This is a genomic window from Micromonospora chokoriensis (genome assembly GCF_000718555.1).
Taxonomy (GTDB): Bacteria; Actinomycetota; Actinomycetes; order Mycobacteriales; family Micromonosporaceae; genus Micromonospora; species Micromonospora chokoriensis_B.
Window position 1 is genome coordinate 1 of the sequence record NZ_JOAN01000004.1, and the last position, 22,588, is coordinate 22,588.

General features: G+C 71.1%; 19 protein-coding genes. 11 read left to right on the plus strand and 8 right to left on the minus strand.

What is annotated here, in order from left to right; genetic code table 11:
• Positions 1-18: 18 nt before the first annotated feature.
• Positions 19-2,610 (minus strand): ATP-dependent chaperone ClpB, encoded by a 2,592-nt coding sequence (gene clpB, locus IF46_RS0107440; RefSeq protein WP_030487540.1) that lies wholly within the window; start codon positions 2,608-2,610, stop codon positions 19-21.
• Positions 2,611-2,695: 85 nt separating this feature from the next.
• On the minus strand, positions 2,696-3,340 hold the full coding sequence (locus IF46_RS0107445) for a TetR/AcrR family transcriptional regulator (RefSeq protein ID WP_030487541.1): 645 nt from the start codon (positions 3,338-3,340) through the stop codon (positions 2,696-2,698).
• 85 nt (positions 3,341-3,425) lie between these two features.
• Between IF46_RS0107445 and IF46_RS0107450 the strand changes: the two genes are divergently transcribed.
• The 4 genes from IF46_RS0107450 (at position 3,426) to IF46_RS0107465 (ending at position 7,028) form a co-directional block, all read left to right on the plus strand.
• On the plus strand, positions 3,426-4,562 hold the full coding sequence (locus IF46_RS0107450) for an epoxide hydrolase family protein (protein WP_030487542.1): 1,137 nt from the start codon (positions 3,426-3,428) through the stop codon (positions 4,560-4,562).
• 182 nt (positions 4,563-4,744) lie between these two features.
• Positions 4,745-5,245, plus strand: coding sequence for a cation:proton antiporter regulatory subunit (locus tag IF46_RS0107455; RefSeq protein ID WP_030332098.1), 501 nt, complete (start codon positions 4,745-4,747; stop codon positions 5,243-5,245).
• Positions 5,246-5,250: 5 nt separating this feature from the next.
• Positions 5,251-6,456: a cation:proton antiporter gene (locus tag IF46_RS0107460; RefSeq protein ID WP_030487543.1), complete on the plus strand. Its 1,206-nt coding sequence runs from the start codon at positions 5,251-5,253 to the stop codon at positions 6,454-6,456.
• 140 nt (positions 6,457-6,596) lie between these two features.
• Entirely contained in the window at positions 6,597-7,028 is a 432-nt protein-coding gene (locus tag IF46_RS0107465; RefSeq protein ID WP_030487544.1) for a hypothetical protein, read from the plus strand.
• A 66-nt stretch (positions 7,029-7,094) separates the two neighbouring features.
• Here IF46_RS0107465 and IF46_RS0107470 read toward each other — a convergent pair whose 3' ends face one another.
• The 5 genes from IF46_RS0107470 to dnaK form a co-directional block, all read right to left on the minus strand.
• Complete coding sequence (locus IF46_RS0107470) at positions 7,095-7,286, minus strand: hypothetical protein (RefSeq protein WP_030487545.1); 192 nt, start codon at positions 7,284-7,286, stop codon at positions 7,095-7,097.
• Positions 7,287-7,424: 138 nt separating this feature from the next.
• Positions 7,425-7,865 (minus strand): heat shock protein transcriptional repressor HspR, encoded by a 441-nt coding sequence (locus IF46_RS0107475; protein WP_030487546.1) that lies wholly within the window; start codon positions 7,863-7,865, stop codon positions 7,425-7,427.
• Positions 7,866-7,895: 30 nt separating this feature from the next.
• Positions 7,896-9,077: a molecular chaperone DnaJ gene (dnaJ, locus tag IF46_RS0107480; protein WP_030487547.1), complete on the minus strand. Its 1,182-nt coding sequence runs from the start codon at positions 9,075-9,077 to the stop codon at positions 7,896-7,898.
• 85 nt (positions 9,078-9,162) lie between these two features.
• On the minus strand, positions 9,163-9,921 hold the full coding sequence (gene grpE, locus IF46_RS0107485) for a nucleotide exchange factor GrpE (protein WP_030487548.1): 759 nt from the start codon (positions 9,919-9,921) through the stop codon (positions 9,163-9,165).
• A 48-nt stretch (positions 9,922-9,969) separates the two neighbouring features.
• A complete protein-coding gene (gene dnaK, locus IF46_RS0107490) occupies positions 9,970-11,829 on the minus strand; it encodes a molecular chaperone DnaK (protein ID WP_030487549.1) in 1,860 nt (619 codons plus the stop codon).
• Between the two features lie 220 nt (positions 11,830-12,049).
• On the opposite strand from dnaK, the gene IF46_RS0107495 reads away from it, so the two are divergent.
• The 3 genes from IF46_RS0107495 to IF46_RS0107505 are packed head-to-tail and all read left to right on the plus strand — an operon-like array spanning position 12,050 to position 16,833.
• Positions 12,050-13,870, plus strand: a complete 1,821-nt coding sequence (locus IF46_RS0107495; protein WP_030487550.1) for a GTPase domain-containing protein — start codon at positions 12,050-12,052, stop codon at positions 13,868-13,870.
• On the plus strand, positions 13,867-15,552 hold the full coding sequence (locus IF46_RS0107500; RefSeq protein WP_030487551.1) for a GTPase: 1,686 nt from the start codon (positions 13,867-13,869) through the stop codon (positions 15,550-15,552). Before IF46_RS0107495 ends, IF46_RS0107500 begins: the two co-directional genes overlap by 4 nt.
• A 57-nt stretch (positions 15,553-15,609) precedes the next feature.
• The gene (locus IF46_RS0107505; protein ID WP_030487552.1) at positions 15,610-16,833 is read left to right on the plus strand and encodes a hypothetical protein; all 1,224 of its coding nucleotides are present in this window, start codon (positions 15,610-15,612) and stop codon (positions 16,831-16,833) included.
• 58 nt (positions 16,834-16,891) lie between these two features.
• On the opposite strand, the gene IF46_RS0107510 is transcribed toward IF46_RS0107505, so the two are convergent.
• Positions 16,892-17,809, minus strand: coding sequence for a hypothetical protein (locus tag IF46_RS0107510; RefSeq protein ID WP_157562726.1), 918 nt, complete (start codon positions 17,807-17,809; stop codon positions 16,892-16,894).
• 521 nt (positions 17,810-18,330) lie between these two features.
• On the opposite strand from IF46_RS0107510, the gene pdhA reads away from it, so the two are divergent.
• From pdhA to IF46_RS35095, 4 genes are all read left to right on the plus strand, one after another.
• Positions 18,331-19,506, plus strand: a complete 1,176-nt coding sequence (gene pdhA / locus IF46_RS0107515; protein WP_030487554.1) for a pyruvate dehydrogenase (acetyl-transferring) E1 component subunit alpha — start codon at positions 18,331-18,333, stop codon at positions 19,504-19,506.
• Positions 19,506-20,495, plus strand: a complete 990-nt coding sequence (locus IF46_RS0107520) for an alpha-ketoacid dehydrogenase subunit beta (protein ID WP_030487555.1) — start codon at positions 19,506-19,508, stop codon at positions 20,493-20,495. Before pdhA ends, IF46_RS0107520 begins: the two co-directional genes overlap by 1 nt.
• Positions 20,496-20,500: 5 nt before the next feature.
• Complete coding sequence (locus tag IF46_RS0107525) at positions 20,501-21,988, plus strand: dihydrolipoamide acetyltransferase family protein (RefSeq protein WP_030487556.1); 1,488 nt, start codon at positions 20,501-20,503, stop codon at positions 21,986-21,988.
• 218 nt (positions 21,989-22,206) lie between these two features.
• Complete coding sequence (locus tag IF46_RS35095) at positions 22,207-22,344, plus strand: hypothetical protein (protein WP_232233963.1); 138 nt, start codon at positions 22,207-22,209, stop codon at positions 22,342-22,344.
• Positions 22,345-22,588: the final 244 nt, after the last annotated feature.

Sequence of the window (22,588 nt, forward strand, 5' to 3'; positions counted from 1 at the left end):
GGGGTGGGGTGGGGTGGGTTAGGCGGGGGTTACTGAGAGGGTGTTGGTGTTGGGGGACTGGTCTACTTTTACCGTTTGGCCGTCGCGGATCTGGCCGGACAGGAGGGCTTTCGCCAACTGGTCGCCGATTGCGGTCTGGACCAGGCGGCGGAGCGGGCGAGCGCCGTAGATCGGGTCGTAGCCGTGCTCGGCGAGCCAGTCCCGAGCGGCATCGGTGATCTCCATGCCCAGCCTGCGGTCGGCCAGCCGCTGCCGCATCCGGTCCAACTGGATGTCGACGATGGAGCGCAGGTCGTCGCCGCGCAGCGAGGCGAAGACCACGATGTCGTCCAGCCGGTTGAGGAACTCCGGCTTGAAGTGTGACCGGACCACCGCCAGGACACCCTCCCGGCGCTGCTCGTCGGCGAGCGTCAGGTCGCTGATCACCGACGACCCGAGGTTGGACGTGAGGATCAGGATCGCGTTGCGGAAGTCCACCGTGCGACCCTGACCGTCGGTGAGTCGACCGTCGTCGAGCACCTGGAGCAGCACGTCGAAGACGTCCGGGTGGGCCTTCTCCACCTCGTCGAGCAGCACCACCGAGTACGGCCGCCGACGCACCGCCTCGGTGAGCTGACCGCCCTCGTTGTAGCCGACGTAACCGGGCGGTGCGCCCACCAGGCGAGCGACCGAGTGCTTCTCGCCGTACTCGCTCATGTCGATGCGGACCATCGCCCGCTCGTCGTCGAAGAGGAACTCGGCGAGGGCCTTGGCCAACTCCGTCTTGCCGACGCCGGTGGGGCCGAGGAAGAGGAAACTGCCGGTCGGGCGATCCGGGTCGGCGATCCCGGCCCGGGCACGGCGTACCGCGTCGGAGACCGCGCCGACCGCTTCGGCCTGGCCGACCACCCGGCCGCCCAGCGACTCCTCCATCCGCAGCAGCTTGGCCGTCTCGCCCTCGAGCAGGCGGCCGGCGGGGATGCCGGTCCAGGAGGCGACCACCGCGGCGATGTCATCCGCGCCGACCTCCTCCTTGAGCATCGCGCCGTTGGCCTGGAGCTGGGCCAGCTCCTCCGCGGCCTGCTTCAGCTCGACCTTCAGGGCGGGGATCCGGCCGTAGCGCAGCTCGGCGGCGCGTTCCAACTCCCCGTCCCGCTCGGCCCGCTCGGCCTCGCCGCCGAGGCGCTCCAGCTCCTCCTTGGCGGTGGAGAGCTTGGTGATGTGGCTCTTCTCCGTCTGCCAACGCTCGGAGAGCACGGTGAGCTGCTCGCGCTTGTCGGCCAGCTCCTTGCGCAGCCGCGCCAACCGCTCGGCCGAGGCGGCGTCCGGCTCCTTGGCCAGCGCCATCTCCTCGATCTCCAAGCGGCGGACCGCCCGCTCGATCTCGTCCACCTCGACCGGACGCGAGTCGATCTCCATCCGGAGCCGGGACGCGGACTCGTCGACCAGGTCGATCGCCTTGTCCGGCAGGAACCGGTCGGTGATGTACCGGTCCGACAGTGTCGCGGCGGCGACCAGCGCGGCGTCGGTGATCCGTACGCCGTGGTGCACCTCGTAGCGCTCCTTGAGCCCGCGCAGGATGCCGATGGTGTCCTCGATCGTCGGCTCACCGACAAGCACCGGCTGGAATCGGCGCTCAAGTGCCGGGTCCTTCTCGATGTGCTCGCGGTACTCGTCAAGCGTGGTCGCGCCGACCATCCGCAGCTCACCACGGGCCAGCATCGGCTTGAGCATGTTGCCGGCGTCCATCGAGCCTTCGCCCTTGCCGGCGCCGACGACCGTGTGCAGCTCGTCGAGGAACGTGATGACCTGCCCGTTGGAGTTCTTGATCTCCTCCAGGACGGACTTCAGCCGCTCCTCGAACTGCCCGCGGTACTGCGCGCCGGCGACCATCGCGCCGAGGTCCAGCGAGATCAGCTTCTTGTCGCGCAGCGACTCGGGCACGTCGCCGGTGACGATCCGCTGGGCCAGGCCCTCGACGATCGCGGTCTTGCCGACGCCGGGCTCGCCGATCAGCACCGGGTTGTTCTTGGTACGCCGGGAGAGCACCTGGATGACGCGACGGATCTCGGAGTCCCGGCCGATCACCGGGTCGATCTTGCCGTCCCGGGCGCTGGCGGTGAGATCGACGCCGTACTTGGTCAGGGCCTGGTAGGTCTGCTCGGGGTCGGCGGTGGTGACCCGACGGTCTCCACCGCGAACGGTCGGGAAGGCGGCGACCAGGGCTTCCTCGGTGGCACCCGCCGCCTTCAGCGCGCCAGACACCGCGCCGCCCACCCGGGCCAGGCCGGCGAGCAGGTGCTCGGTGGAGGTGTATTCGTCGCCGAGCGGCCGGGCGATCTGCTCGGCCGCTCCGATGGCGTTGACGAACTCTCGGGCCAACGTCGGCTCGGCGATGCTGGAGCTGCGTGCGGCCGGCAGGTTGTCGACCGCGCGCTGGGCGACCTGGCGCAGCTCGGCCGGGTCGGCCCCGACGGCGCGTAGCAGACCGGTGGCGGTCGAGCCGTCGGTGTCCAGGAGTGACAGGAGCAGGTGCCAGGGCTCCACGGTGGCGTGGCCGCGCTGATTGGCCAGCGCGACAGCGCCCGTGATGGTCTCGCGGCTCTTGGTGGTGAGTTTTTCGGTGTTCATGGGCTCCCCCGGATCGGCGTTGTCCATCGGGTTGGACACAACCAGAGTTGAGCGTATTCCGCTCAACCTTAGCGCGTGATGCCCATCACTCCCGACGCCGCCACCGCCAGTCGAACTCCCCGGCCGCCGGGGGCGGGCCGGGCAGCGGGTCCGCGTCCGGCACCGACGACAGGCCGGCCAGCAGCACCGCGAGCTGCCGGCGGCGCAGTTGGCGGGTCCGCTCAGGGTCGGGTACGCGGACCGCGGCGCACGCCTCCAACAACAACCCCAAATCGTGGACGACCGCATCGGCGCGCAGCCGCCCGCTGGCGCGAGCCCGGTCGACCAGGGCGGTGGCCAACTCGCCGGCGCGCATCGCGTCCCGACCCATCTCCTCGGTCGGGGTGAAGGTGCCAGCCAGATGGACGGTGAGCGAGTGCACGTCGGCGTCGACCACCCGGGCCAGGAAGCCGGTGAACGCGGCCCAGTCGTCCGGCTCGGCGAGGGCGGCCTCGGCCTCCGCGACGTACCGGCGCAGCCCGTCGTGGCAGAGCTGGCGCAGCAGGTCCTCCTTGCCCGCGTACCGCCGATAGAGCGCGCTGATGCCGACCCCCGCGCGTTCGGCGACGGCGGCGATCGGCGCCTTCGGGTCGTCGAGGAAGACGGCGCGGGCGGCTTCGAGGATGACCTCGTCGTTGCGGGCGGCCTGGGCACGGCGGCCGGCCAGGGCCTTGCCGGAAGTCGTTGACATGACGTCAGAGTAACAGTGGAACGGATCGTTCCGGTCTGCTATCGTGATTGCAGAACGAATCATTCCGTTCCGAAGGAGCTCCGAGATGACCGACACAACGATCCGCCCGTTCCGCGTCGAGATCCCGCAGACCGCCCTCGACGACCTGGCCACCCGGTTGGACCGCACGGTTTGGGCCGCCGAGCTGCCCGGTGCGGGCGACGCCTACGGGATGAGCAACGACCGGGTGCGCACCCTCGTCGACAGGTGGCGGGGCGAGTTCGACTGGCGTGCCGTCGAGGCCCGCCTGAACGCCCACCCGCAGTTCGTCACCGAGATCGACGGCGAGCAGATCCACTTCCTGCACGTCCAGTCGTCCCGGCCGGACGCCACCGCGCTGGTGCTCACCCACGGCTGGCCCGGCTCGATCCTGGAATACCTGGACGTGATCGCCCCGCTCGCCGAGCCCACCGACCCGGACGCGCCGGCCTTCCACGTGGTCATCCCGTCGCTGCCCGGCTTCGGGTTCTCCGGCCCGACCCGCAGCGCCGGCTGGAACCGGCTCCGCATCGCCCGCGCCTGGGCCGAGCTGATGAACCGCCTGGGGTACGACAGCTACGGCGCGATCGGCAACGACGCCGGCTCGATGATCTCCCCGGCGTTGGGACGGCTCGCTCCGGATCGGGTGCTCGGCGTACACGTCACCCAGCTCTTCTCGTTCCCCTCGGGCGACCCGGCCGAGTTCGCCGGGCTGTCCGAGGTGGATCAGGCGGCGCTCGGGCACCTTCAGTGGTTCTACGAGAACAAGTTCTCCTTCAACCAGGTGCACAGTCAGCAGCCGCAGACCCTGGCGTTCGCGCTGACCGACTCGCCGGTGGGGCTGCTCGCCTGGAACGCCCAACTCTTCGACGAGAGCCTGGACGCCGACTTCATCCTGGCCAACGTGGCGCTCTACTGGTTCACCGGCACGGCCGCCTCGGCGATCCGGCTCTACTGGGAGGACGCGCACGCCGGCGAGCCGCCAACCGAGCCGACCACCGCTCCGACCGCGCTGGCCATGTTCCCCGGCGACTTCCAGTCCATCCGCCGCTTCGCCGAGCGGGACCACTCGAACATCGTCCGGTGGACGGCGTACGAGACCGACGTCGAGGGCCGCGGCGACGTCGGCGGCCACTACGCGGCACACCAGGCCACCGACGTCCTGGTCACCGACATCCGCGAGTTCTTCGCCAGCATCCGCTGACCCCGGCGCCCGGCGCGGTTGATCGACTCGGCTTCCAGGAAGTCGGGGTATCCGGAACGCCCGGACACCGCGACATCATGAAAACCGAGTCGATCTTGGCTGTTGGGCTACGTCGGGGCCGGCCCGAGGGACGCTATCCATCCAAGATCTGCGCTCTGTTCACAAAGCGGTAGCCTGGGTGAGTGCGAGTACGTGTCGAGCAGACCGCCCTACCCGGGATCGGGGTACGCCACGATCTGGTGACGGAGTCCGGGCGCCGCCTTGGCGTCGTCTCCCACCGCAATGGTCGCCGTGATCTCGTCCTCTACGATCCCGACGACCCTGACGCCTGCCAGTCGGACATTCCGCTGACCGACGACGAGGCTGAGGCTCTGGCCGACATCCTCGGCGCGTCGCTGATGCTCGGCCAGCTCTCCGGGCTCCGGGAGCAGGCCGCCGGTCTGCTCACCGAGCAGATCGCCATCACGGCCGGGTCGCCGTACGTCAATCGGAAGCTCGGCGACACCAAGGCGCGTACCCGCACCAGCGCCTCCATCGTGGCGGTGCTGCGCGAAGGCGAAGTGATCGTCTCGCCACTCCCCTCCTTCCGCTTCGCGGCCGGCGACGTGGTGGTCGTTGTCGGGACCCGACGGGGTCTCGACGGCGTGTCCGCCATCCTCGCCGACAGTGACCCGGACGGCTGAGGCGGATGCACGATTCCACCACTCTGCTCGTCGAAGTCGGCGCGCTGCTGCTGCTCCTTGGCGTCCTCGGTCGGCTCAGCCGCCGGGTAGGCCTGTCACCCATCCCCCTCTACCTGCTCGCCGGGCTGGCGTTCGGGCACGGCGGGCTTCTTCCGCTCGCCGCCAGCGAGGAGTTCTTCGCGGTCGGTGCCGAAATCGGCGTCATCCTGCTGCTGGTGATGCTCGGCCTGGAGTACTCAGCCAACGAACTGGTCGGCAACCTCCGGTCGGCGGCCCCCGCAGGGCTGATCGACGGCGTCTTCAACGCGCTGCCCGGCGCGGGGTTCGCCCTGCTGCTCGGTTGGGACTGGGTCGCCGCCCTGGTGCTCGGCGGCATCACCTGGGTCTCCTCCTCCGGCGTGATCGCCAAGGTCCTCGCCGACCTGGGACGACTCGGTAACCGGGAAACCCCGGTGATCCTCTCGGTCCTCGTGATCGAGGACCTGGCGATGGCGCTCTACCTGCCGCTGGTCACCGCTGTTCTGGCCGGAACCGGCCTACTCGGCGGCGGCATCGCACTCGCCGTCGCGGTGGGCACGGTGCTGCTCGTGCTGGTGGTCGCCATCCGGTACGGCCACCTGATCTCGTCCGCCCTGTCGGCGAAGGATCCGGAGGCGCTGCTGCTCGGCGTGCTCGGTCTGACCCTGCTGATCGCTGGGCTCGCGGCGAAGTTGCAGGTGTCGGCGGCGGTCGGCGCGTTCCTGGTCGGCATCGCGCTCTCCGGCCCGGTGGCTCACCACGCGACCGAGCTGCTCTCGCCACTGCGGGACCTGTTCGCCGCGGTGTTCTTCGTCTTCTTCGGACTGGTCACCGATCCTCGGGACATCCCACCGGTGCTGCTGCCGGCGCTCGCGTTGGCCGTGGTCACCATGACGACGAAGACGCTCACCGGTTACCTCGCCGCCCGCCGGGTGGGCATCGCGGAACCTGGTCGATGGCGGGCCGGGCTGGCACTCGTACCCCGAGGTGAGTTCTCCATCGTCATCGCCGGGCTTGCGGTCGCCGCCGGGAGTGTCGAGCCGCGGTTGGCAGCGCTGGCCGCGACGTACGTCCTGATCACCGTGGTGACGGGGCCGATTTTGGCCCGGCTGCCGGACTTCCCGTGGTTCAAGCGGTGGCTGCGCACCCGCGCGGCGGCCCAGCGATCGGCGCCGATCCCGATTCACGATTGACGGCTCAGCCCACCCAACGGTTGCTGAATTGCGCCCAACAGGGACTACCGCAGCACCCGAAGGCGGGCTACCGTTTCGCCCCAGCAGCCAGGGTCCGCAGGCAGCGCAGCCAAACGCGGGCGAGAGCGGAAGGTTTGCCGGTGAGCGTGCAGGAGTCGACCTTCCACGGCTTCGCAAACCCCGTCGATCCAACTCCGGCGGAGTTGCGAGCTTGGGCGTACAAGCCCGATTCGGTGCCGTTGGCTTCGATGCCACCAGACTGGGATCTGTTGGTCTCCGGCGACCGACTGGTGCTGACGCTGTTCGAGTTGGCGATGGATCCGACCTGCCCGGCCCGGCGCTTCGCGCTGCACTGCCTCTACATCTACGCGGCCGACGGCATTCGGACGAACTTCCGCGCGCACCCCAAGCGCCGCTTCCGCAAGCTCGTCGAACAGGCCGAGCGTGACGGCGACGAGCTGATGAAGATCTGGGCGCACAACGGCCGGGTGCTGTTGGCTCGACCGAATCTCTTCGTCTACCGAGACTGGTGCGAGGGCGGCCTGGTCCGCGAAAACCGCCGCCTCGGCTGAGGCCGCTGACTAACGGCGAACGGGCCGGGACCCCCCGTGAGTCCCGGCCCGCACGTCGGCCACCGGTCAGCCCTGCTTGCGTTCCGTCTCGGCTCGACCTCTGTCGCCGTGGTCGCCGTCTTTGGCGAACCGGCCCGCGATGACCCGGTCCCGGTAGGTCCCTTCGGTCACCTTGTCGAACTTCTCGCGGACGGTTTCGGCCAGGCTTTCCAACCGCTCCTCGGTCTGCTGGGCCACCTTCTTCGCCGAATCCGCCATCGCTCCCCCTCGCCATGCCGGTAGGTCCGTATTAAGGCGATTGGACCCTTATCGACAGGCTAACCGAAGCGGCCCGGACCGCGCCGGGGAATCCAGCACGGTCCGGGCCGAGAGAACGGATCCGGGGTGAGCGGCGGGTCAGCGATCGGGCGTACGGCGGGGGCGCCACACCACAAGGGCGGTGGATGTGCGGTTGGTCGGCACCAGATCCCGGCCAGGGAAGCGGGCCAGCGACTCCAGCTCAGCGACCCGGCGGTACGCGGCGTCCAGCTCCGCCTCCAGCCGGGCCACCCGCTGCTGCGCCTGCTCCACCAGCCGTTCCAGCCCGATGATCCGCTTCACGCCGGCCAGGTTGATTCCGTCGTCCTGGCTGAGCCGCTGCACCTCGCGCAGCAGCACCACGTCGCGGACGCTGTATCGACGCCCACCGCCAGCGGCCCGGCCGGGCTGCACCAGCCCCAGTCGGTCGTACTGCCGCAGGGTCTGTGGGTGCATCCCCGCCATCCGCGCCGCAACCGAGATCATCAGCACCTTGGCCTCGTAGGCAGGGTCACCCGAACCGAGGAACTCGCCCGACATCCCGCTCACCTCCGCGTCCATTCCACCGGACTAACCGACCCGACGCACCCGTGCGTCGAGATGTTCCCGGGCCGCCGGCGGGGTCTGCTCGGCGAACGACTCCAGCGCCGTGCGCGCCTCGTCAGAAAGCCGGGCCGGCACCACCACGTCCAGTGTGACCAGTAGGTCGCCGGCCTGCCCGTCGCGACGGACCACACCCTTGCCCCGGGCCCGCAGCACCCGCCCGCTCGGCGTCCCCGGGGGAACCCGCAGGGTCACCGCGCCGTCGAGCGTGGGCACCCGCAGGTCCGTGCCGAGCACAGCCTCCGCGAAGGTGACCGGCACGGTCAACGTCAGGTCGTCTCCGGTACGCCCAAACAGCTCGTCCGGCCGAACCTTGACCTGCACGAAGAGGTCGCCAGCCGGGCCACCCCGCTCGCCCGGCTCACCGCGCCCGGCCAGCCGGATGCGTTGTCCATCGGCCACACCGGCCGGGAAGCGAACGTTCATGGTGCGGGTCTTGGTGACACCACCGCTGCCATGGCACTCCGGGCACTTCTCCTCGACCACGGTGCCGACGCCCTGGCAGTTGCGGCACGGCTCAGAGAAGCTGAACGACCCCTGGTTGCGGGTGGTCACGCCGGCACCATGACAGACCTGGCAGGTACGCGGCTGGGTGCCGGGCTTGGCCCCGTTGCCGTGGCAGGTGTCGCAGACTCCCGGCGCGCGCAGTGTCAGGGGCAGCGTCACCCCGCGTACCGCGTCGCCGAAGTCCAGCGCCACCTCGGTCTCCACGTCCCGACCACGGGCCGCACCGCGCGGCGCGGCCTGCCCACCGGCCTGACCGCCGGTGAAGATCGAGCTGAACAGGTCCTGGAAACCGGCGCCGCCGAAGCGACGATCGCCACCCCCGCCGCCGCCGAACATGTCGGAGACGTCGAACGGCATGCCACCCGGTTGGCCCCCGCCCCGGGCGTTGCGTCGGAATGCGCCCGAGCCGAACAGCGAACGCATCTCGTCGTACTCGCGACGCCGGCCGGCGTCCGACAGCACGTTGTACGCCTCGGACGCGGCCTTGAACCGCTCCTCGGCCTTCGGGTCGCCCGGGTTGTGGTCCGGGTGCGATTCCCGGGCCAGCTTGCGGTACGCCTTCTTGATGTCATCCGCGGAGGCGGCCTTGTCCACGCCGAGCACGGCGTAGAAGTCCTTCTCGATCCAGTCCTTGGAGCTCACCGGTCCACCTCCTTCCGACCCTGGTGGCCGGGCCGTCCCGCCCACCGCTGCGCGGTGGGCGGGACGGCCCGGTCACTTTCTGGCACTATTCCGGATCCGCGACCGCGACCAGCGCGGGGCGCAACAGCCGCTCACCGAGCTGGTAGCCGCGCCGCATGACCGTCACGCAGGTCGGCTCGCTGACGTCGGCCGAGGTCTGGTGCGCGACCGCCTCGTGCCGGGTCGGATCGAACGGGTCGCCCTGCTCGCCGAAGGCGTTCAGGCCGAACTTGCCGAGCGCGGTGGTGAGCTGTTCCGCCACCGTGCCGAACGGCCCGACCAGATCGCCATGTTCCCGGGCTCGGTCCAGGTCGTCCAGGATCGGCAGCAGCGCGGCCAGCACCGAGCCGGTCGCCTGCTCCTGGACCAGGTTGCGGTCACGGTCGACCCGCTTGCGGTAGTTGGCGTACTCCGCCGACACCCGCTGCAGATCCCTGGTCCGCTCGTCCAGCTCGGCGCGGAGCGCCTCCAACTCGGCACCGAGTGAGGTGCCCGTGCCGCCGCCGTCCACCGGCTGCGCCGGGGCGTCCACCACCGGCGGACCGGACGGCTCCGGCCCGTCGGTGGAGTTGACCTCGACCTCGATCTCGTCGACCACGACCTCGGCGTCCTCGACCAGACCCTCGGCCGGCACGCCGGCCTCCGCGTCGGCGGCGGTGCCCTCCGGCTCCGCCGTGTCGACGAGCTTGCGTTTGTTGCGGATGACGACCCGCTCTCCGTCACCGGTGGTCGGCTCCGTGGGCGCGGAGCCACCCGGCGTCGACCCGGTGTCGCCCGGGTCGGCGGCTCGTGGCTTCTGCGTCATGCGGCTACCTCATCCCCTTCGCCGTGGAAACGTGTCGGAAGCCGACGGTCACTTCTTGCCGTCCTCGTCCACGATTTCCGCGTCGACCACGTCGTCGGCGCCGCCGGCCTGCGCGCCGGCCGCGCCGGTCGCACCCGGGCCGGGCTCGCCACCCGGCTGCTGACCCTGCTCGGCCTGCTGCGAGTAGAGCAGCGAGCCAGCCTGCTGGGAGACCTGCGCCAGCTTCTCGTGCGCGGTCTTGATCTTCTCAATGTCCTGACCGCCGAGGGCGCCGCGCAGCTCGCCGAGCGCCTCGTTGAGCTGCTCGCGGTTTTCACTGGGCAGCTTGTCGCCGCTCTCCGCGAGGAACTTCTCGGTCTGCCACTGGAGTGCCTCGGCCACGTTGCGGGTCTCGGCGTCGTCGCGGCGGCGCTTGTCTTCCTCCGCGTGCTCCTCGGCGTCGCGGCGCATCCGCTCGATGTCGTCCTTCGGCAGCGACGAGCCGCCGGTGATCGTCATCTTCTGTTCCTTGCCGGTGCCCAGGTCCTTGGCGTGCACGTTGACGATGCCGTTGGCGTCGATGTCGAAGGCGACCTCGATCTGCGGCACGCCGCGCGGCGCCGGCGGGAGGCCGGTCAGCTCGAAGGTGCCGAGCTTCTTGTTGTAGGCCGCGATCTCCCGCTCACCCTGGAAGACCTGGATCAGCACCGACGGCTGGTTGTCGTCCGCCGTGGTGAAGACCTCGGAGCGCTTGGTCGGGATGGTGGTGTTGCGCTCGATCAGCTTGGTGAAGATGCCGCCCTTGGTCTCGATGCCCAGGCTCAGCGGGGTCACGTCGAGCAGCAGGACGTCCTTGACCTCGCCCTTGAGCACACCGGCCTGAAGCGCGGCACCGACGGCGACGACCTCGTCCGGGTTGACGCCCTTGTTGGGGTCGCGACCGGTGAGCTGCTTGACCAGGTCGGTCACGGCGGGCATCCGGGTCGAACCGCCGACCAGGATGACGTGCTCGACGTCGGAGATCTTGATCCCGGCGTCCTTCACGGCCTGCTCGAACGGGCCCTTGCAACGGTCCAGCAGGTCCTGCGTCATCCGCTGGAACTCGGCGCGGCTGAGCGTCACGTCGAGGTGCAGCGGGCCGGCCGCGCCGGCGGTGATGTACGGCAGGTTGATGTTGGTGGTGGTGGCGGCGGACAGCTCGATCTTGGCCTTCTCGGCCGCCTCGCGGAGCCGCTGGAGGGCCATCTTGTCCTGACCGAGGTCGATGCCGTGCTCACCACGGAACGTCTTGACCAGGTGGTCGATGATCCGCTGGTCCCAGTCGTCGCCACCGAGCTGGTTGTCACCGCTCGTCGACTTGACCTCGACGACACCCTCGGCCAGCTCCAGCAGCGACACGTCGAAGGTGCCGCCACCGAGGTCGAAGACCAGGACGGTCTGCTCCTTGGAGCCCTTGTCCAGCCCGTAGGCCAGGGCGGCCGCGGTCGGCTCGTTGACGATCCGCAGCACGTTGAAGCCGGCGATCTCACCGGCCTCCTTGGTGGCCTGGCGCTGGCTGTCGTTGAAGTAGGCCGGGACGGTGATCACCGCGTCGGTGATCTGCTCGCCCAGGTACGCCTCGGCGTCCCGCTTGAGCTTCATCAGCGTCCGGGCCGAGATCTCCTGCGGGGTGTACTTCTTGCCGTCGATGTCGACGGACCAGTTCGTGCCGACCTCGCGCTTGACCGACCGGATCGTCCGATCCGGGTTGGTGACCGCTTGGCGCTTGGCGACCTCACCGACGAGCACCTCGCCGTTGCGGGCGAACGCGACGATCGACGGAGTCGTCCGCGACCCCTCAGCGTTGGCGATGACGGTGGGCTCACCGCCCTCGAGAACGCTGACGCAGGAGTTCGTCGTGCCGAGGTCGATACCGACCGCACGTGCCATCTTCGCTTCCTCGCTTCGTAAGGTTGTGCAGGTGACGGGCGTCGCCCGTGGGCTGCTGGCGAGCACCGCTCGCAGCGGACCCCACCACAAGTTGAGTGAACTGGACTCAATAGTGCCACGCGTCAGCCAATCGTCAAGTCGACTTGAGTCAACCCGACGCAACCCAGCCGTTACTACCGTCCGGTTGTCTTCCCTTGCATCGGTCGGGCACGCTTTAGCGGTGACGACGCACGGCGATCCCGCCACCCGTTCCGGCGCGCCCGCCGTCGCAGCCCGCACCGACCCGTCGGCCGCCGCGGAGGAGCCGCCCGCCACCACCGGGGACGACAGCCTCCCCGGCGCACTGTCGGGCCTCCGGGAGGCGATCGGCGCGACCCGGTATCCCCTCGCGCTGCCCTCTGCCGGCTCCGCCCGGCACACCGCCACCGCCCTCACCGACCAGCTCGACGACTACCTGCTGCCCCGGCTCGCCCGGCTGGACGCCCCCCTGCTCGTGGTGGTCGGCGGCTCCACCGGCGCGGGCAAGTCGACCCTGGTCAACAGCCTGGTCAAGGCCCGGGTCAGCGCCGCCGGCGTGCTCCGGCCGACCACCCGCTCCCCGGTGCTGGTCTGCAACCCGTCCGACGCGGCCTGGTTTCGGCAGGGTGACCTCCTACCCGGGCTGACCCGCACCACCGAGCCGAGCGAAGATCCGCGCTCCCTGCACCTCGTCACCGCCCCGGCCCTGCCGGCCGGGCTGGCCTTCCTCGACGCGCCCGACATCGACTCGGTCGTCGACGCCAACCGGGCGCTCGCCACCCAACTGCTCGCCGCCGCCGATTTGTGGCTCTTCGTCACCACCGCCGCCCGCTACGCCGACGCGGTGCCGTGGGAGCTGCTGCGCAGCGCCCGGTCGCGCGGCGCGGTGATCGCCATGGTGCTGGACCGGGTGCCCGCCGAGGCCACCGACGAGATCGCCGCGCACCTGACCGAGATGCTCGCCGAGCAGAACCTCGACCGGGCGCCGCTCTTTGTGCTGCCGGAGACCTGGGTCGACGGTCAGGGGCTCCTGCCCGAGGGAGTGACCGCGCCGCTGGCCGACTGGTTCGCCCGGCTGGCCGCTGACGTGGACGCGCGGGCGGTGGTGGTCCGGCAGACCCTCGACGGGGCGCTGGCCGCACTCCACCCCACCGTGGAAGAGCTGGCCGACGCCGCCGACGAGCAGGTCGCCGCCGCCGACGGGCTGGACGAACGGGTCCGGGCCGCGTACCGGGGTGCCGAGCGCACCGTCGAGCAGGGGCTTCAGGACGGCCGGCTGCTCCGGGGCGAGGTGCTCGCCCGCTGGCAGGAGTTCGTCGGCACCGGCGAGCTGTTCCGCACCCTGGAGGCGCGGATCGGCCACCTCCGGGACCGGGTCGTGGCCGCCGTAACCGGTCGGCCGGCACCCTCCGTCGAGCTGCGCAACGCCATCGAGTCCCAGCTGGTGACGCTGCTGCGCGGGGTGGCCTCGGAGGCCGCCGAATCCGCGTACACCGGGTGGAAGGCACACCCGGCCGGTGCCGGGCTGCTCGATCCGGCGCTCGCCCACCCGAGCGACGACCTACCCGAACGCGCCGAACGGATGGTCCGGGACTGGCAGCGCGGGGTGCTGGAGCTGGTCCGCGTCGAGGGCGGTGACAAGCGGTTCGTGGCCCGCACCGCCGCGTACGCGGTCAACGCCACCGGGCTGGCCGTGATGATCGCGGTCTTCGCCTCCACCGCGTTCATCCCGACCGGGCTGGAGCTGGCCACCGGGGCCGGCACCACGGTTGCCGCGCAGGCCGTCCTCCAGGCGATCTTCGGCGACCAGGCAGTGCGTACCCTCGCTGCCAAGGCCCGCACGGACCTGCTGGACCGGGTGCGGACGCTGCTGGACGCGGAGGCCGATCGGTTCTTGAGCCGCACCGCCGACGCCCGCCCCGCCGCGGACGCCGGCGACGGGCTGCGCCGGGCCGCCGGCCGGGTCGAGCTGGCCCGGCACCGCAGCGGCCTGTCCGCCGGCGACGAGGAGGGCTACCGGTGAGCAACATCGCCGGCCGGGTACGCGAGGCGTTCCGCGGCGACCAGCGGGTCGACGCCGACGCGCTGATCGCCCGACTGGACGCGGTACGCCGCTTCCTGACCGCCGTGGACGGTCTGCTGCCGGACGCCGATCTGGTGCCCGCGCACACCCTGGTCGAGCGGGCCGGCAGCCGGCTCGCGCTCTCCCGGGACCACACCGTGGTCGCCCTGGCCGGTGCCACGGGCAGTGGCAAGTCCAGCCTCTTCAACGCGTTGGCCCAGTTGGAACTCTCGCCGGTCGGGGTCCGCCGGCCGACCACCGGCGTCACCCACGCCTGCGTGTGGGGGCCGTTGGAGGGCGCCAACCACCTGCTCGACTGGACCGGCGTGTTGCCTCGACACCGCTTCGTCCGGGAGAGCGCCCTGGACGCGGACGACGAGACGGCACTACACGGGTTGGTCCTGCTCGACCTGCCCGACTTCGACTCGGTGCAGCGATCCCACCGGCTTGAGGTGGACCGACTTCTCGGCCTGGTCGACCTGGTGGTCTGGGTGGTCGACCCGCAGAAGTACGCCGACCGGGTCATCCATGACAGCTACCTACGCGAGTTCCACCGGCACCGCGACGTCACAGTGGTCGTGCTCAACCAGGCCGACCGGCTGCCCCCGGCCGAGGTGCCCCGGGTCCTGGACGACCTGCGTCGACTGCTCGACACGGACGGGCTGACCGGCGTGCCCCTGCTGGCCACCACCGCCATTGATCCGGCCGGGATGGTCGGGCTACGCGACGCCCTGGAGCGCACGGTCGCCGAGCGGCAGGCCGCGTTGCGCCGGCTCGCGGGTGACGTCGACACGGTCGTCGTCGGGCTGGACGAGCTTGTCGGCTCGGCCCGGCCAGCGGGTGGGCCGGACGACGCCGCCATCAACGGCCTGAACCGGGCGCTGGCCGGGGCGGCCGGGGTGCCTGCGGTCACCGAGGCCGTGGAACGGGCGTACCGGCACCGGGCCGGCGCGGCCACCGGCTGGCCCGTGGTCCGGGGCTGGCGGAGGTTGCGACCCGATCCGCTACGTCGGCTGCACCTGCCCGGCCCGAGCGGCGACCAGCCCGACCCGGCGGAGAACCTGGTCGCGGCCACCTCGGTCCCGGACCCGACGGCCGCCCAGCGCTCGGCGCTCGGCCTCGCGATCCGCGCGGTGGCCGACCGGGCCGCCGCCGACCTGCCCGCCGCCTGGCCCGGCGCGGTGACCTCCGCCGCCCGGTCCCGCCTCGGCGACCTGCCGGACGCCCTGGACCGCACGATCGCCGGCACCGACCTCGGCCTCGATCGTCGACCGCTGTGGTGGCGGATCGTCGGCGGTGCGCAGTGGTTGGTCACCCTCGCCGCCGTGGTCGGGCTGGGCTGGCTGGTGCTCGGCTACGCGCTGCGAGCGCTCGGCCTGCCCAGGCTGGACAACCCGATGGTCGGTCAGGTGCCGCTGCCGACCCTGCTGCTGCTCGGCGGGCTGCTGGCCGGGCTGCTGGTGGCGGCGCTTACCCGCCCGGTGGTGCGCTGGGCCGCCCGGCGTGCCCGGGACCGCGTCGAGCAGCGGCTGACGGCGAGGGTCGCCCAGGTCGGCGACGAATACGTGCTGACACCGGTACGGATCGTGCTCGGCTCGTACGCGCAGGCACGCGACGCGCTGCGGGACGCCGCACGCCGCTGACGCTCCGGGCGGCCCGCTACCGCTCTCCGTACGCCCACAGCGGCGTAGGGTCGGAGCATGGCCACGCCTCAGACCCCCTACGACGCGGTGCTGCACGCCGCACGCGACGTGACCAAGCTGGAGTCCGCCCTCGACGCCGAGATGCTCGGCAGCGCGCTGCTGGGCAGTGTCTACGCCATCGCGGAGACCGACCGCGACACCGCCGTACGGGAGTTCGTCACCGGCTTCCTCGCCGCCACCGCCCGCCGCAGGATCGCGGCGGCGACCACCATCCGGCAGGTCTTCGCCACGCTCGTTCCGACCGCCGAGGGCGCCGAGCGGGTGCGTCCGGGCAGCCAGGCGCCCACCTGGGCGGCCCAGCTCGGCCGGGTGCACCTCACCGGCACCTGGGCGTACGGCGACGTGTACGGCGACCAGACCTCCTACCTTGCGACCTTCGCCTACGACGACGAGGCCGGCGGCTCCGAGCATGCGCTGGTGGCCCTGGTGGACCACAACATCGGGATCACCAAGGACATCTTCGTGGGCGGGCCGGCCGAACGGATCCTGGATCAGGTCCGGCAGATGTGCGCCGACGATGAGTTGACCTGGTTCCGTACCGAAGATCCGGCCCGGCTCCGGGGCGAGGTGGCTCGCCATCTCGCGGTCACCGACGAGCTGAGCGAGTTGCCCGGCGAGGGGTCTCTCGCCACCGACCGGGCGCTGGTCGGGGCCCGGCTGGCGATGCTGCCCACGGCGGCCGACCCGACCGGTCCGGCGGAGGTCGAGCCGCTCTCTGCGGCCGAGCGCACCGACCTGGTCCGACGGTTCCTCGCCGGGCCGGAGGCCATCCGGTTCGGGCTGGACGCCGTTGACGGCCCGGAGCTGGCCTCGCTGCACTTCTGCCTGAGCCTGCTGCTGGACCACTCGGCGAGCTTCCCGGACGCCGACCCGATGCGCTGGAGCCCGGCGGTGTCCGGGCTCTTCCTGCTCGACTGGGTGCACCGCCGGGCCGTGCTGGACATGGACGACGCGGCGATGCTGCCCCGGGTGCTGCGGGCCTGGGCGCGGTACGCGTCGCGCCAGCGCGGGCTACCCGAGGCGGCGGCGACGCGCACCGACGAGGCGATCGAGGAGATGGTGCCGGAGTTCGCCCGCCTCTACTCGACCGGTGAGCGGCGCAGCCCGGCCACCGCCGCGGTAGCGCAGCTGATGGCCGACGGGGTGGACCCGGACGACCCGGCCGCACTGGACGCGTGGATCGAGGCGAACCGGCACCGCCTCGCCGACGACGGCGCCTGACGGCACTCGAGGGGGTGGGTGGCCGCACGCCGCCCACCCCCGAACCGCCGCCTGATCGTCACCGTATTGCCGGTGACACCGCTGGGTGCGTCGGTCCGGCCAGCGGTGCCGGGCTGCCGGTGGGCGTCGGGGCGACGGCCGACGGCGACGGGGTCGCCGGGCTGGGCCGGAAGGTCGGTGTCACGGGCGGCGTGGGTGTGAGGGCCGGCACGGATCGGGTGCTGGTCGGCACGGCGGTCGCGGTCGATTCGTCGGTTGGCGTGGGTGTCGGCCCGAGCGTCGGATCCACCGGGGGCGTCGGATCCACGGTCAGGGTCGGGGTCGGATCGGGGTCGGTCGGGTCCGGGTCAGGTGGCTCAGTCGGATCGGGGTCGGTCGGGTCCGGGTCCGGCGGCTCAGTCGGGTCGGTCGGGTCCGGCGTCGGCGGGTCGGTCGGGTCCGGATCCGGTGGGTCGGTCGGGTCGGTCGGGTCGGGGTCGGTCGGCGGCGGTGAGGCGGCAGGCGGGGGTACGGGCGGCCGGGTGTCCCGCGGAGGTTTCGGTGCCAGCGGCGGGGCGGTCGCCCGCAGGACGGGCCCCGGATCGATCGCAGCGGGTCCGTCCGGTGCGCGCCGGGGAGCGGCGGGCAGCCAGCCGCTGGTCGGGCCAACGCTGGGTGTGGGTGTGCCAGGTGGCGGGAGCGCCGGTTGGCTGGTCATCGGCAGCGGGATCACCACCGGCCCGACAGACGGGGTCGGGATGAACGGGGTGCTGCTGTCCGGCAGGGCGGTGCTGCCCGGCGTGGCCGAGCCCGCGCTGATCGCGGCGAGGATGGGCATCGACGCGGTGCCGGCCAGCAGCGCGACGGTGAGCAGGTAACCACGGGTGGGACCACCCGCGCCGGGGGCACGGTGGACGCCGACCATCCGGCGATAGCCGCCGGCCGACCGGTGTCGACCAAGCGCTGGTGTGCCGGGACCGTCACCTGGCTCGTACACCGCACACCCCTTGTCGTCGGCCGTCGAAGGACACGGATGGACGCCGCCGGGAATAAAGCCGGCAAATAACCTGATAGGCGCGATCCTGCGGGAATCAGCCTCGCTCAATCACCCTGCGTCAGCCAACCTCCACCGCGTGTCGACACGCGGAGCTGCCCGAACGGTGACGAATCACGCCGGAAAGCATTGGAAACGCAGGCCGGCATGATGGCGACAAACGACGTCAAAGCCTGGTCACTCGGAATGCGGGGCGGGCGTACTGTGGGCGCGCTCACCTGCTCTGCGAATATGGAGCACGACGGCAACGCAGCCGTGACCTCCGCGCACCCTCGCGGCAGGCGCGGTTGAACGCCGGCGCTCCCGATCCGGGTTCGGCCAGAACCCGGCTCACGCCGTGCGGCAACCCCCACCGGGGCTAGGCGCGGCCGCCAGGAACCGGTCCGGCAGCAGCCGGGCAGGCGCACGAGTTGCGCGGCCGGGTGACCCCCCGGTGCCGACGCAGACACGACAGGGAGAGACCGATGGCAAAGGGCGACCCCGGGGGCACCACCCGCAGCAGGCGGGCTGCACCCCGCTCCAAGAAGGGCGCGGCCGGCGACCCCGCGCTGGTGCAGCTCCTCACCCCCGAAGGCGAACGGATCGACAGCGCCACCGGGCCGGACGGCACCGAGTACCGCGTCGACTTCACCGACGAGGAATACCGCGGTCTCTACCGTGACCTGGTGCTGGTCCGCAAGCTGGACGCCGAGGCGACCGCTCTCCAGCGCCAGGGCGAGCTGGGCCTCTGGGCCAGCCTGCTCGGCCAGGAAGCCGCCCAGGTCGGCTCCGGGCGGGCGCTGCGTACCCAGGACATGGCCTTCCCGACCTACCGGGAGCACGGCGTCCTCTACTGCCGGGGCATCGACCCGATCATGCCGCTCGGCCTGTTCCGCGGTGTCGACCAGGGCGGTTGGGACCCGAACGAGTTCAAGTTCAACATGTACACGATCGTCATCGGTGCGCAGACCCTGCACGCGACCGGCTACGCGATGGGCATCACCATCGATGGCAAGACCGGCACCGACGATGGCGAGGCGGCGATCGCCTACTTCGGCGACGGCGCCACCAGCCAGGGCGACGTGAACGAGGCATTCGTCTGGGCCAGCGTGTTCAACGCGCCGCTGGTCTTCTTCTGCCAGAACAACCAGTACGCGATCTCCGAGCCGCTGGAGCGGCAGACCCGCGTCCCGCTCTACCAGCGAGCCGCCGGCTTCGGCTTCCCCGGCGTACGGGTGGACGGCAACGACGTGCTCGCCACGTACGCGGTCACCCGCACCGCGCTGGACAATGCCCGCCTCGGACAGGGCCCGAGCCTGATCGAGGCGTACACGTACCGGATGGGCGCGCACACCACCTCCGACGACCCGACCCGCTACCGCATCGCCAGCGAGGTCGAGGCGTGGCAGGCCAAGGACCCGATCGCTCGGGTCAAGGCATTCCTGGAGAAGCAGCAGATCGCCGACGCGGGCTTCTTCGCCGAGGTCGACGAGCAGGCCCGCCGCGAGTCGGTGCACCTACGCGAGCGGGTGCTCGAGATGCCGAACCCGGAGCCGGTGACGATGTTCGACCACGTCTACCCCAACGGGTCTCCGCTGCTCGACGAGCAGCGCGCGAAGTTCAGCCGCTACATGGAGTCGTTCGAGGGGAGCGCCCACTGATGGCCACGGAGACGCTCACCCTTGGCAAGGCCCTCAACACCGGCCTACGCCGTGCCCTGGAGAACGACCCCAAGGTCATCATCATGGGCGAGGACGTCGGCAAGCTCGGCGGCGTCTTCCGGATCACCGACGGGCTCCAGAAGGACTTCGGCGACCAGCGGGTGATCGACACCCCGCTGGCCGAGTCCGGCATCATCGGCACCGCGGTCGGTCTGGCCATTCGCGGCTACCGCCCGATCTGCGAGATCCAGTTCGACGGCTTCGTCTACCCCGCGTACGACCAGATCGTGTCGCAGGTGGCGAAGATGCACTACCGCTCGGGCGGCCGGCTCAGCATCCCCATGGTGATCCGAATCCCGTTCGGCGGCGGCATCGGCGCGGTCGAGCACCACTCCGAGTCGCCGGAGGCGTACTTCGCGCACACCGCCGGCCTGAAGGTGGTGACCTGCTCCAACCCGCAGGACGCGTACGTGATGATCCAGCAGGCGATCGCCTCGGATGACCCGATCGTCTTCCTGGAGCCCAAGCGGCGCTACTGGGAGAAGGGCCAGGTCGACCTGGACGCGCCGCTGTCCGACGCGTACCCCCTGCACTCGGCCCGGGTCGTGCGGCCCGGCACGGACGTCACCGTGCTGGCCTACGGCCCGATGGTGCGGACCTGCCTGGAGGCGGCGACCGCCGCCGCGGAGGACGGCCGGGAGTTGGAGGTCATCGACCTGCGCTCGCTCTCGCCGCTGGACCTGACCGCGGCGTACGAGTCGGTGAAGCGCACCGGCCGCGCGGTGGTGGTGCACGAGGCGCCGTCGAACATCGGCCTCGGCGCCGAGTTGGCCGCCCGGATCACCGAGGAGTGCTTCTACTCTCTGGAGTCGCCCGTGCTGCGGGTGACCGGCTTCGACATCCCCTACCCGGCCGCCCGGGTGGAGGAGGAGTTCCTGCCCGACCTCGACCGGGTGCTCGACGCCGTCGACCGCACCTTCGGCTGGTGAGCGCCATGTCCCGGATCAAGACGTTCAACCTGCCCGACCTGGGCGAGGGGCTGACCGAGGGCGAGATCCTGACCTGGCTGGTCAAGGTCGGCGACACGATCGAGCTGAACCAGCCGATCGTCGAGGTGGAGACGGCCAAGGCGGCCGTGGAGATCCCGGCGAAGTGGGCCGGGCAGGTGCAGGCGATCCACCACCCGGAAGGCACCACTGTCGAGGTCGGTGCGCCGATCATCGCAATCGACACCGACCCGGGTGCCGGCCCGCTCGACGCTGTGTCGACCACGGCCACGCCCAGCAGCGACCTGCCCACCCCGTCGGCGGCCTCGCTGGCGGCGGTGGAGGTGGCGCCGGCCGAGGGCATGGTCGAGCCCGGCCTGATCGGCGGTGCGGCACCGGGTGGTCGCACTGCGGTGCTGGTCGGCTACGGCCCCCGCACAACTGCCGCAAAGCGCCGCCCCCGCAAGGGCGCAGTCCCCGCGCAGGCCACGGCTCCCACCCCTGCTGGGGTCGATCATGCAGTTGTGGTGGGTGACAAACCAGCCATGACCACCACGATTCCGGCACCACAAGTCCTTGATCGACGCAACGGGGTAAGCGGCGGGGCGGTGCTGGCGAAGCCGCCGGTGCGCAAGCTTGCCAAGGATCTCGGGGTCGACCTCGGCACGTTGACCGGGTCGGGGCCGCTGGGCTCGATCACCCGGGAGGACGTGGAGCAGGCGGCGAGCGGTGCCGTGGCGGCCGCGGAGCCGATCGCGGTGACGGCGGCGGCCACGAGCGCCGCGAGCTTCGGCGCGGACCGGGAGCAGCGCATCCCGGTCAAGGGCGTCCGCAAGCTCACCGCCGAGAACATGTCCCGCTCGGCGTTCACCGCCCCGCACGTGACGGAGTTCCTGACCGTCGACGTGACCCGGGCGATGAAGGCACTGGACCGACTGCGTGGCCGGCGGGAGTGGCGCGACGTACGGGTCTCGCCGCTGCTGCTGGTGGCGAAGGCGGTGCTGCTGGCGGTGCAGCGTCACCCGATGGTCAACTCGACCTGGGCGGGCGACGAGATCGTGGTCAAGGAGTACGTCAACCTCGGCATCGCGGCAGCGACCGAGCGTGGTCTGATCGTGCCGAACGTCAAGGACGCCGGCCGACTCTCGCTGCGGGAGTTGGCGGACGCGCTTACCGACCTGGTGCAGACGGCAAAGTCCGGCCGCACCTCGCCGGCGGCGATGTCGGGCGGCACCCTGACCATCACCAACGTCGGCGTGTTCGGGGTGGACACCGGAACGCCGATCCTGCCGCCGGGTGAGTCGGCGATCCTGGCCTTCGGCGCGGTGCGGGAGATGCCCTGGGTGCACAAGGGCAAGGTCAAGGTCCGCCAGGTCACCACGCTGGGGCTGAGCTTCGACCACCGGATCATCGACGGCGAGCTGGGCTCGAAGTTCCTGCGCGACATCGGCGACTTCCTCACCGATCCGGAGGCGGCGCTGCTCGCCTGGACCTGATCGCTCGAAACGCCAGCCACGGCCGGTGTGCCACGGGTTAACACCCGGCACACCGGCCGTGTCCGTTGGGAGACGGAACCGTCGGTCAGACAGCCTGTTGACCTTTGATTGTTAGGCAGGTGTCTCAGCTCACCTAATAATCGATGGAAGTTGGCCGGCTTCTGCGGTTGAATAGACGCATCAGGGGCTGACAACCGAATAGCTAGGGGGACCACCAAATGAGCATGATCGAGCGAATCCGCAACCACCGCGACGCCACCCGCCGCGCCCGTGCCATCGAGCACGCGCTGCGCTCGGCGAACACGCCGGCAGTTCGCGAGGAGATCCTCGTCATCGCCCAGCGTCACATGAGCTGACGCTCCACGACATTCCTCACCTCCTCCAGATCGATGGCCCACCCGGCCCACCGGGTGGGCCATCGGCGTTTCCCAGCCACCCACCACCGGGATTCCGCCCTGCCGCAGCGCCCGGTACGGTGGGCTTCGGTCGCCGCCCGCCGACCCGGCAGAGGCCGAGCCGACAAAAGCTGCTTGACATCAACCGACCACGGCGAGTGACGGCCAGTGCTCCTTGGACGTGTCGTGCCACCACCCGATACCG

What these genes read in the sequence shown, in the direction of transcription:
- clpB (WP_030487540.1), bottom strand. Translation starts at nt 2,610, where the DNA reads ATGAACACCGAAAAACTCACCACCAAGAGCCGCGAGACCATCACGGGC.
- IF46_RS0107445 (WP_030487541.1), bottom strand. Translation starts at nt 3,340, where the DNA reads ATGTCAACGACTTCCGGCAAGGCCCTGGCCGGCCGCCGTGCCCAGGCC.
- IF46_RS0107450 (WP_030487542.1), top strand. Translation starts at nt 3,426, where the DNA reads ATGACCGACACAACGATCCGCCCGTTCCGCGTCGAGATCCCGCAGACC.
- IF46_RS0107460 (WP_030487543.1), top strand. Translation starts at nt 5,251, where the DNA reads ATGCACGATTCCACCACTCTGCTCGTCGAAGTCGGCGCGCTGCTGCTG.
- IF46_RS0107470 (WP_030487545.1), bottom strand. Translation starts at nt 7,286, where the DNA reads ATGGCGGATTCGGCGAAGAAGGTGGCCCAGCAGACCGAGGAGCGGTTG.
- IF46_RS0107475 (WP_030487546.1), bottom strand. Translation starts at nt 7,865, where the DNA reads ATGTCGGGCGAGTTCCTCGGTTCGGGTGACCCTGCCTACGAGGCCAAG.
- grpE (WP_030487548.1), bottom strand. Translation starts at nt 9,921, where the DNA reads ATGACGCAGAAGCCACGAGCCGCCGACCCGGGCGACACCGGGTCGACG.
- dnaK (WP_030487549.1), bottom strand. Translation starts at nt 11,829, where the DNA reads ATGGCACGTGCGGTCGGTATCGACCTCGGCACGACGAACTCCTGCGTC.
- IF46_RS0107505 (WP_030487552.1), top strand. Translation starts at nt 15,610, where the DNA reads ATGGCCACGCCTCAGACCCCCTACGACGCGGTGCTGCACGCCGCACGC.
- pdhA (WP_030487554.1), top strand. Translation starts at nt 18,331, where the DNA reads ATGGCAAAGGGCGACCCCGGGGGCACCACCCGCAGCAGGCGGGCTGCA.
- IF46_RS0107520 (WP_030487555.1), top strand. Translation starts at nt 19,506, where the DNA reads ATGGCCACGGAGACGCTCACCCTTGGCAAGGCCCTCAACACCGGCCTA.
- IF46_RS0107525 (WP_030487556.1), top strand. Translation starts at nt 20,501, where the DNA reads ATGTCCCGGATCAAGACGTTCAACCTGCCCGACCTGGGCGAGGGGCTG.
- IF46_RS35095 (WP_232233963.1), top strand. Translation starts at nt 22,207, where the DNA reads ATGAGCATGATCGAGCGAATCCGCAACCACCGCGACGCCACCCGCCGC.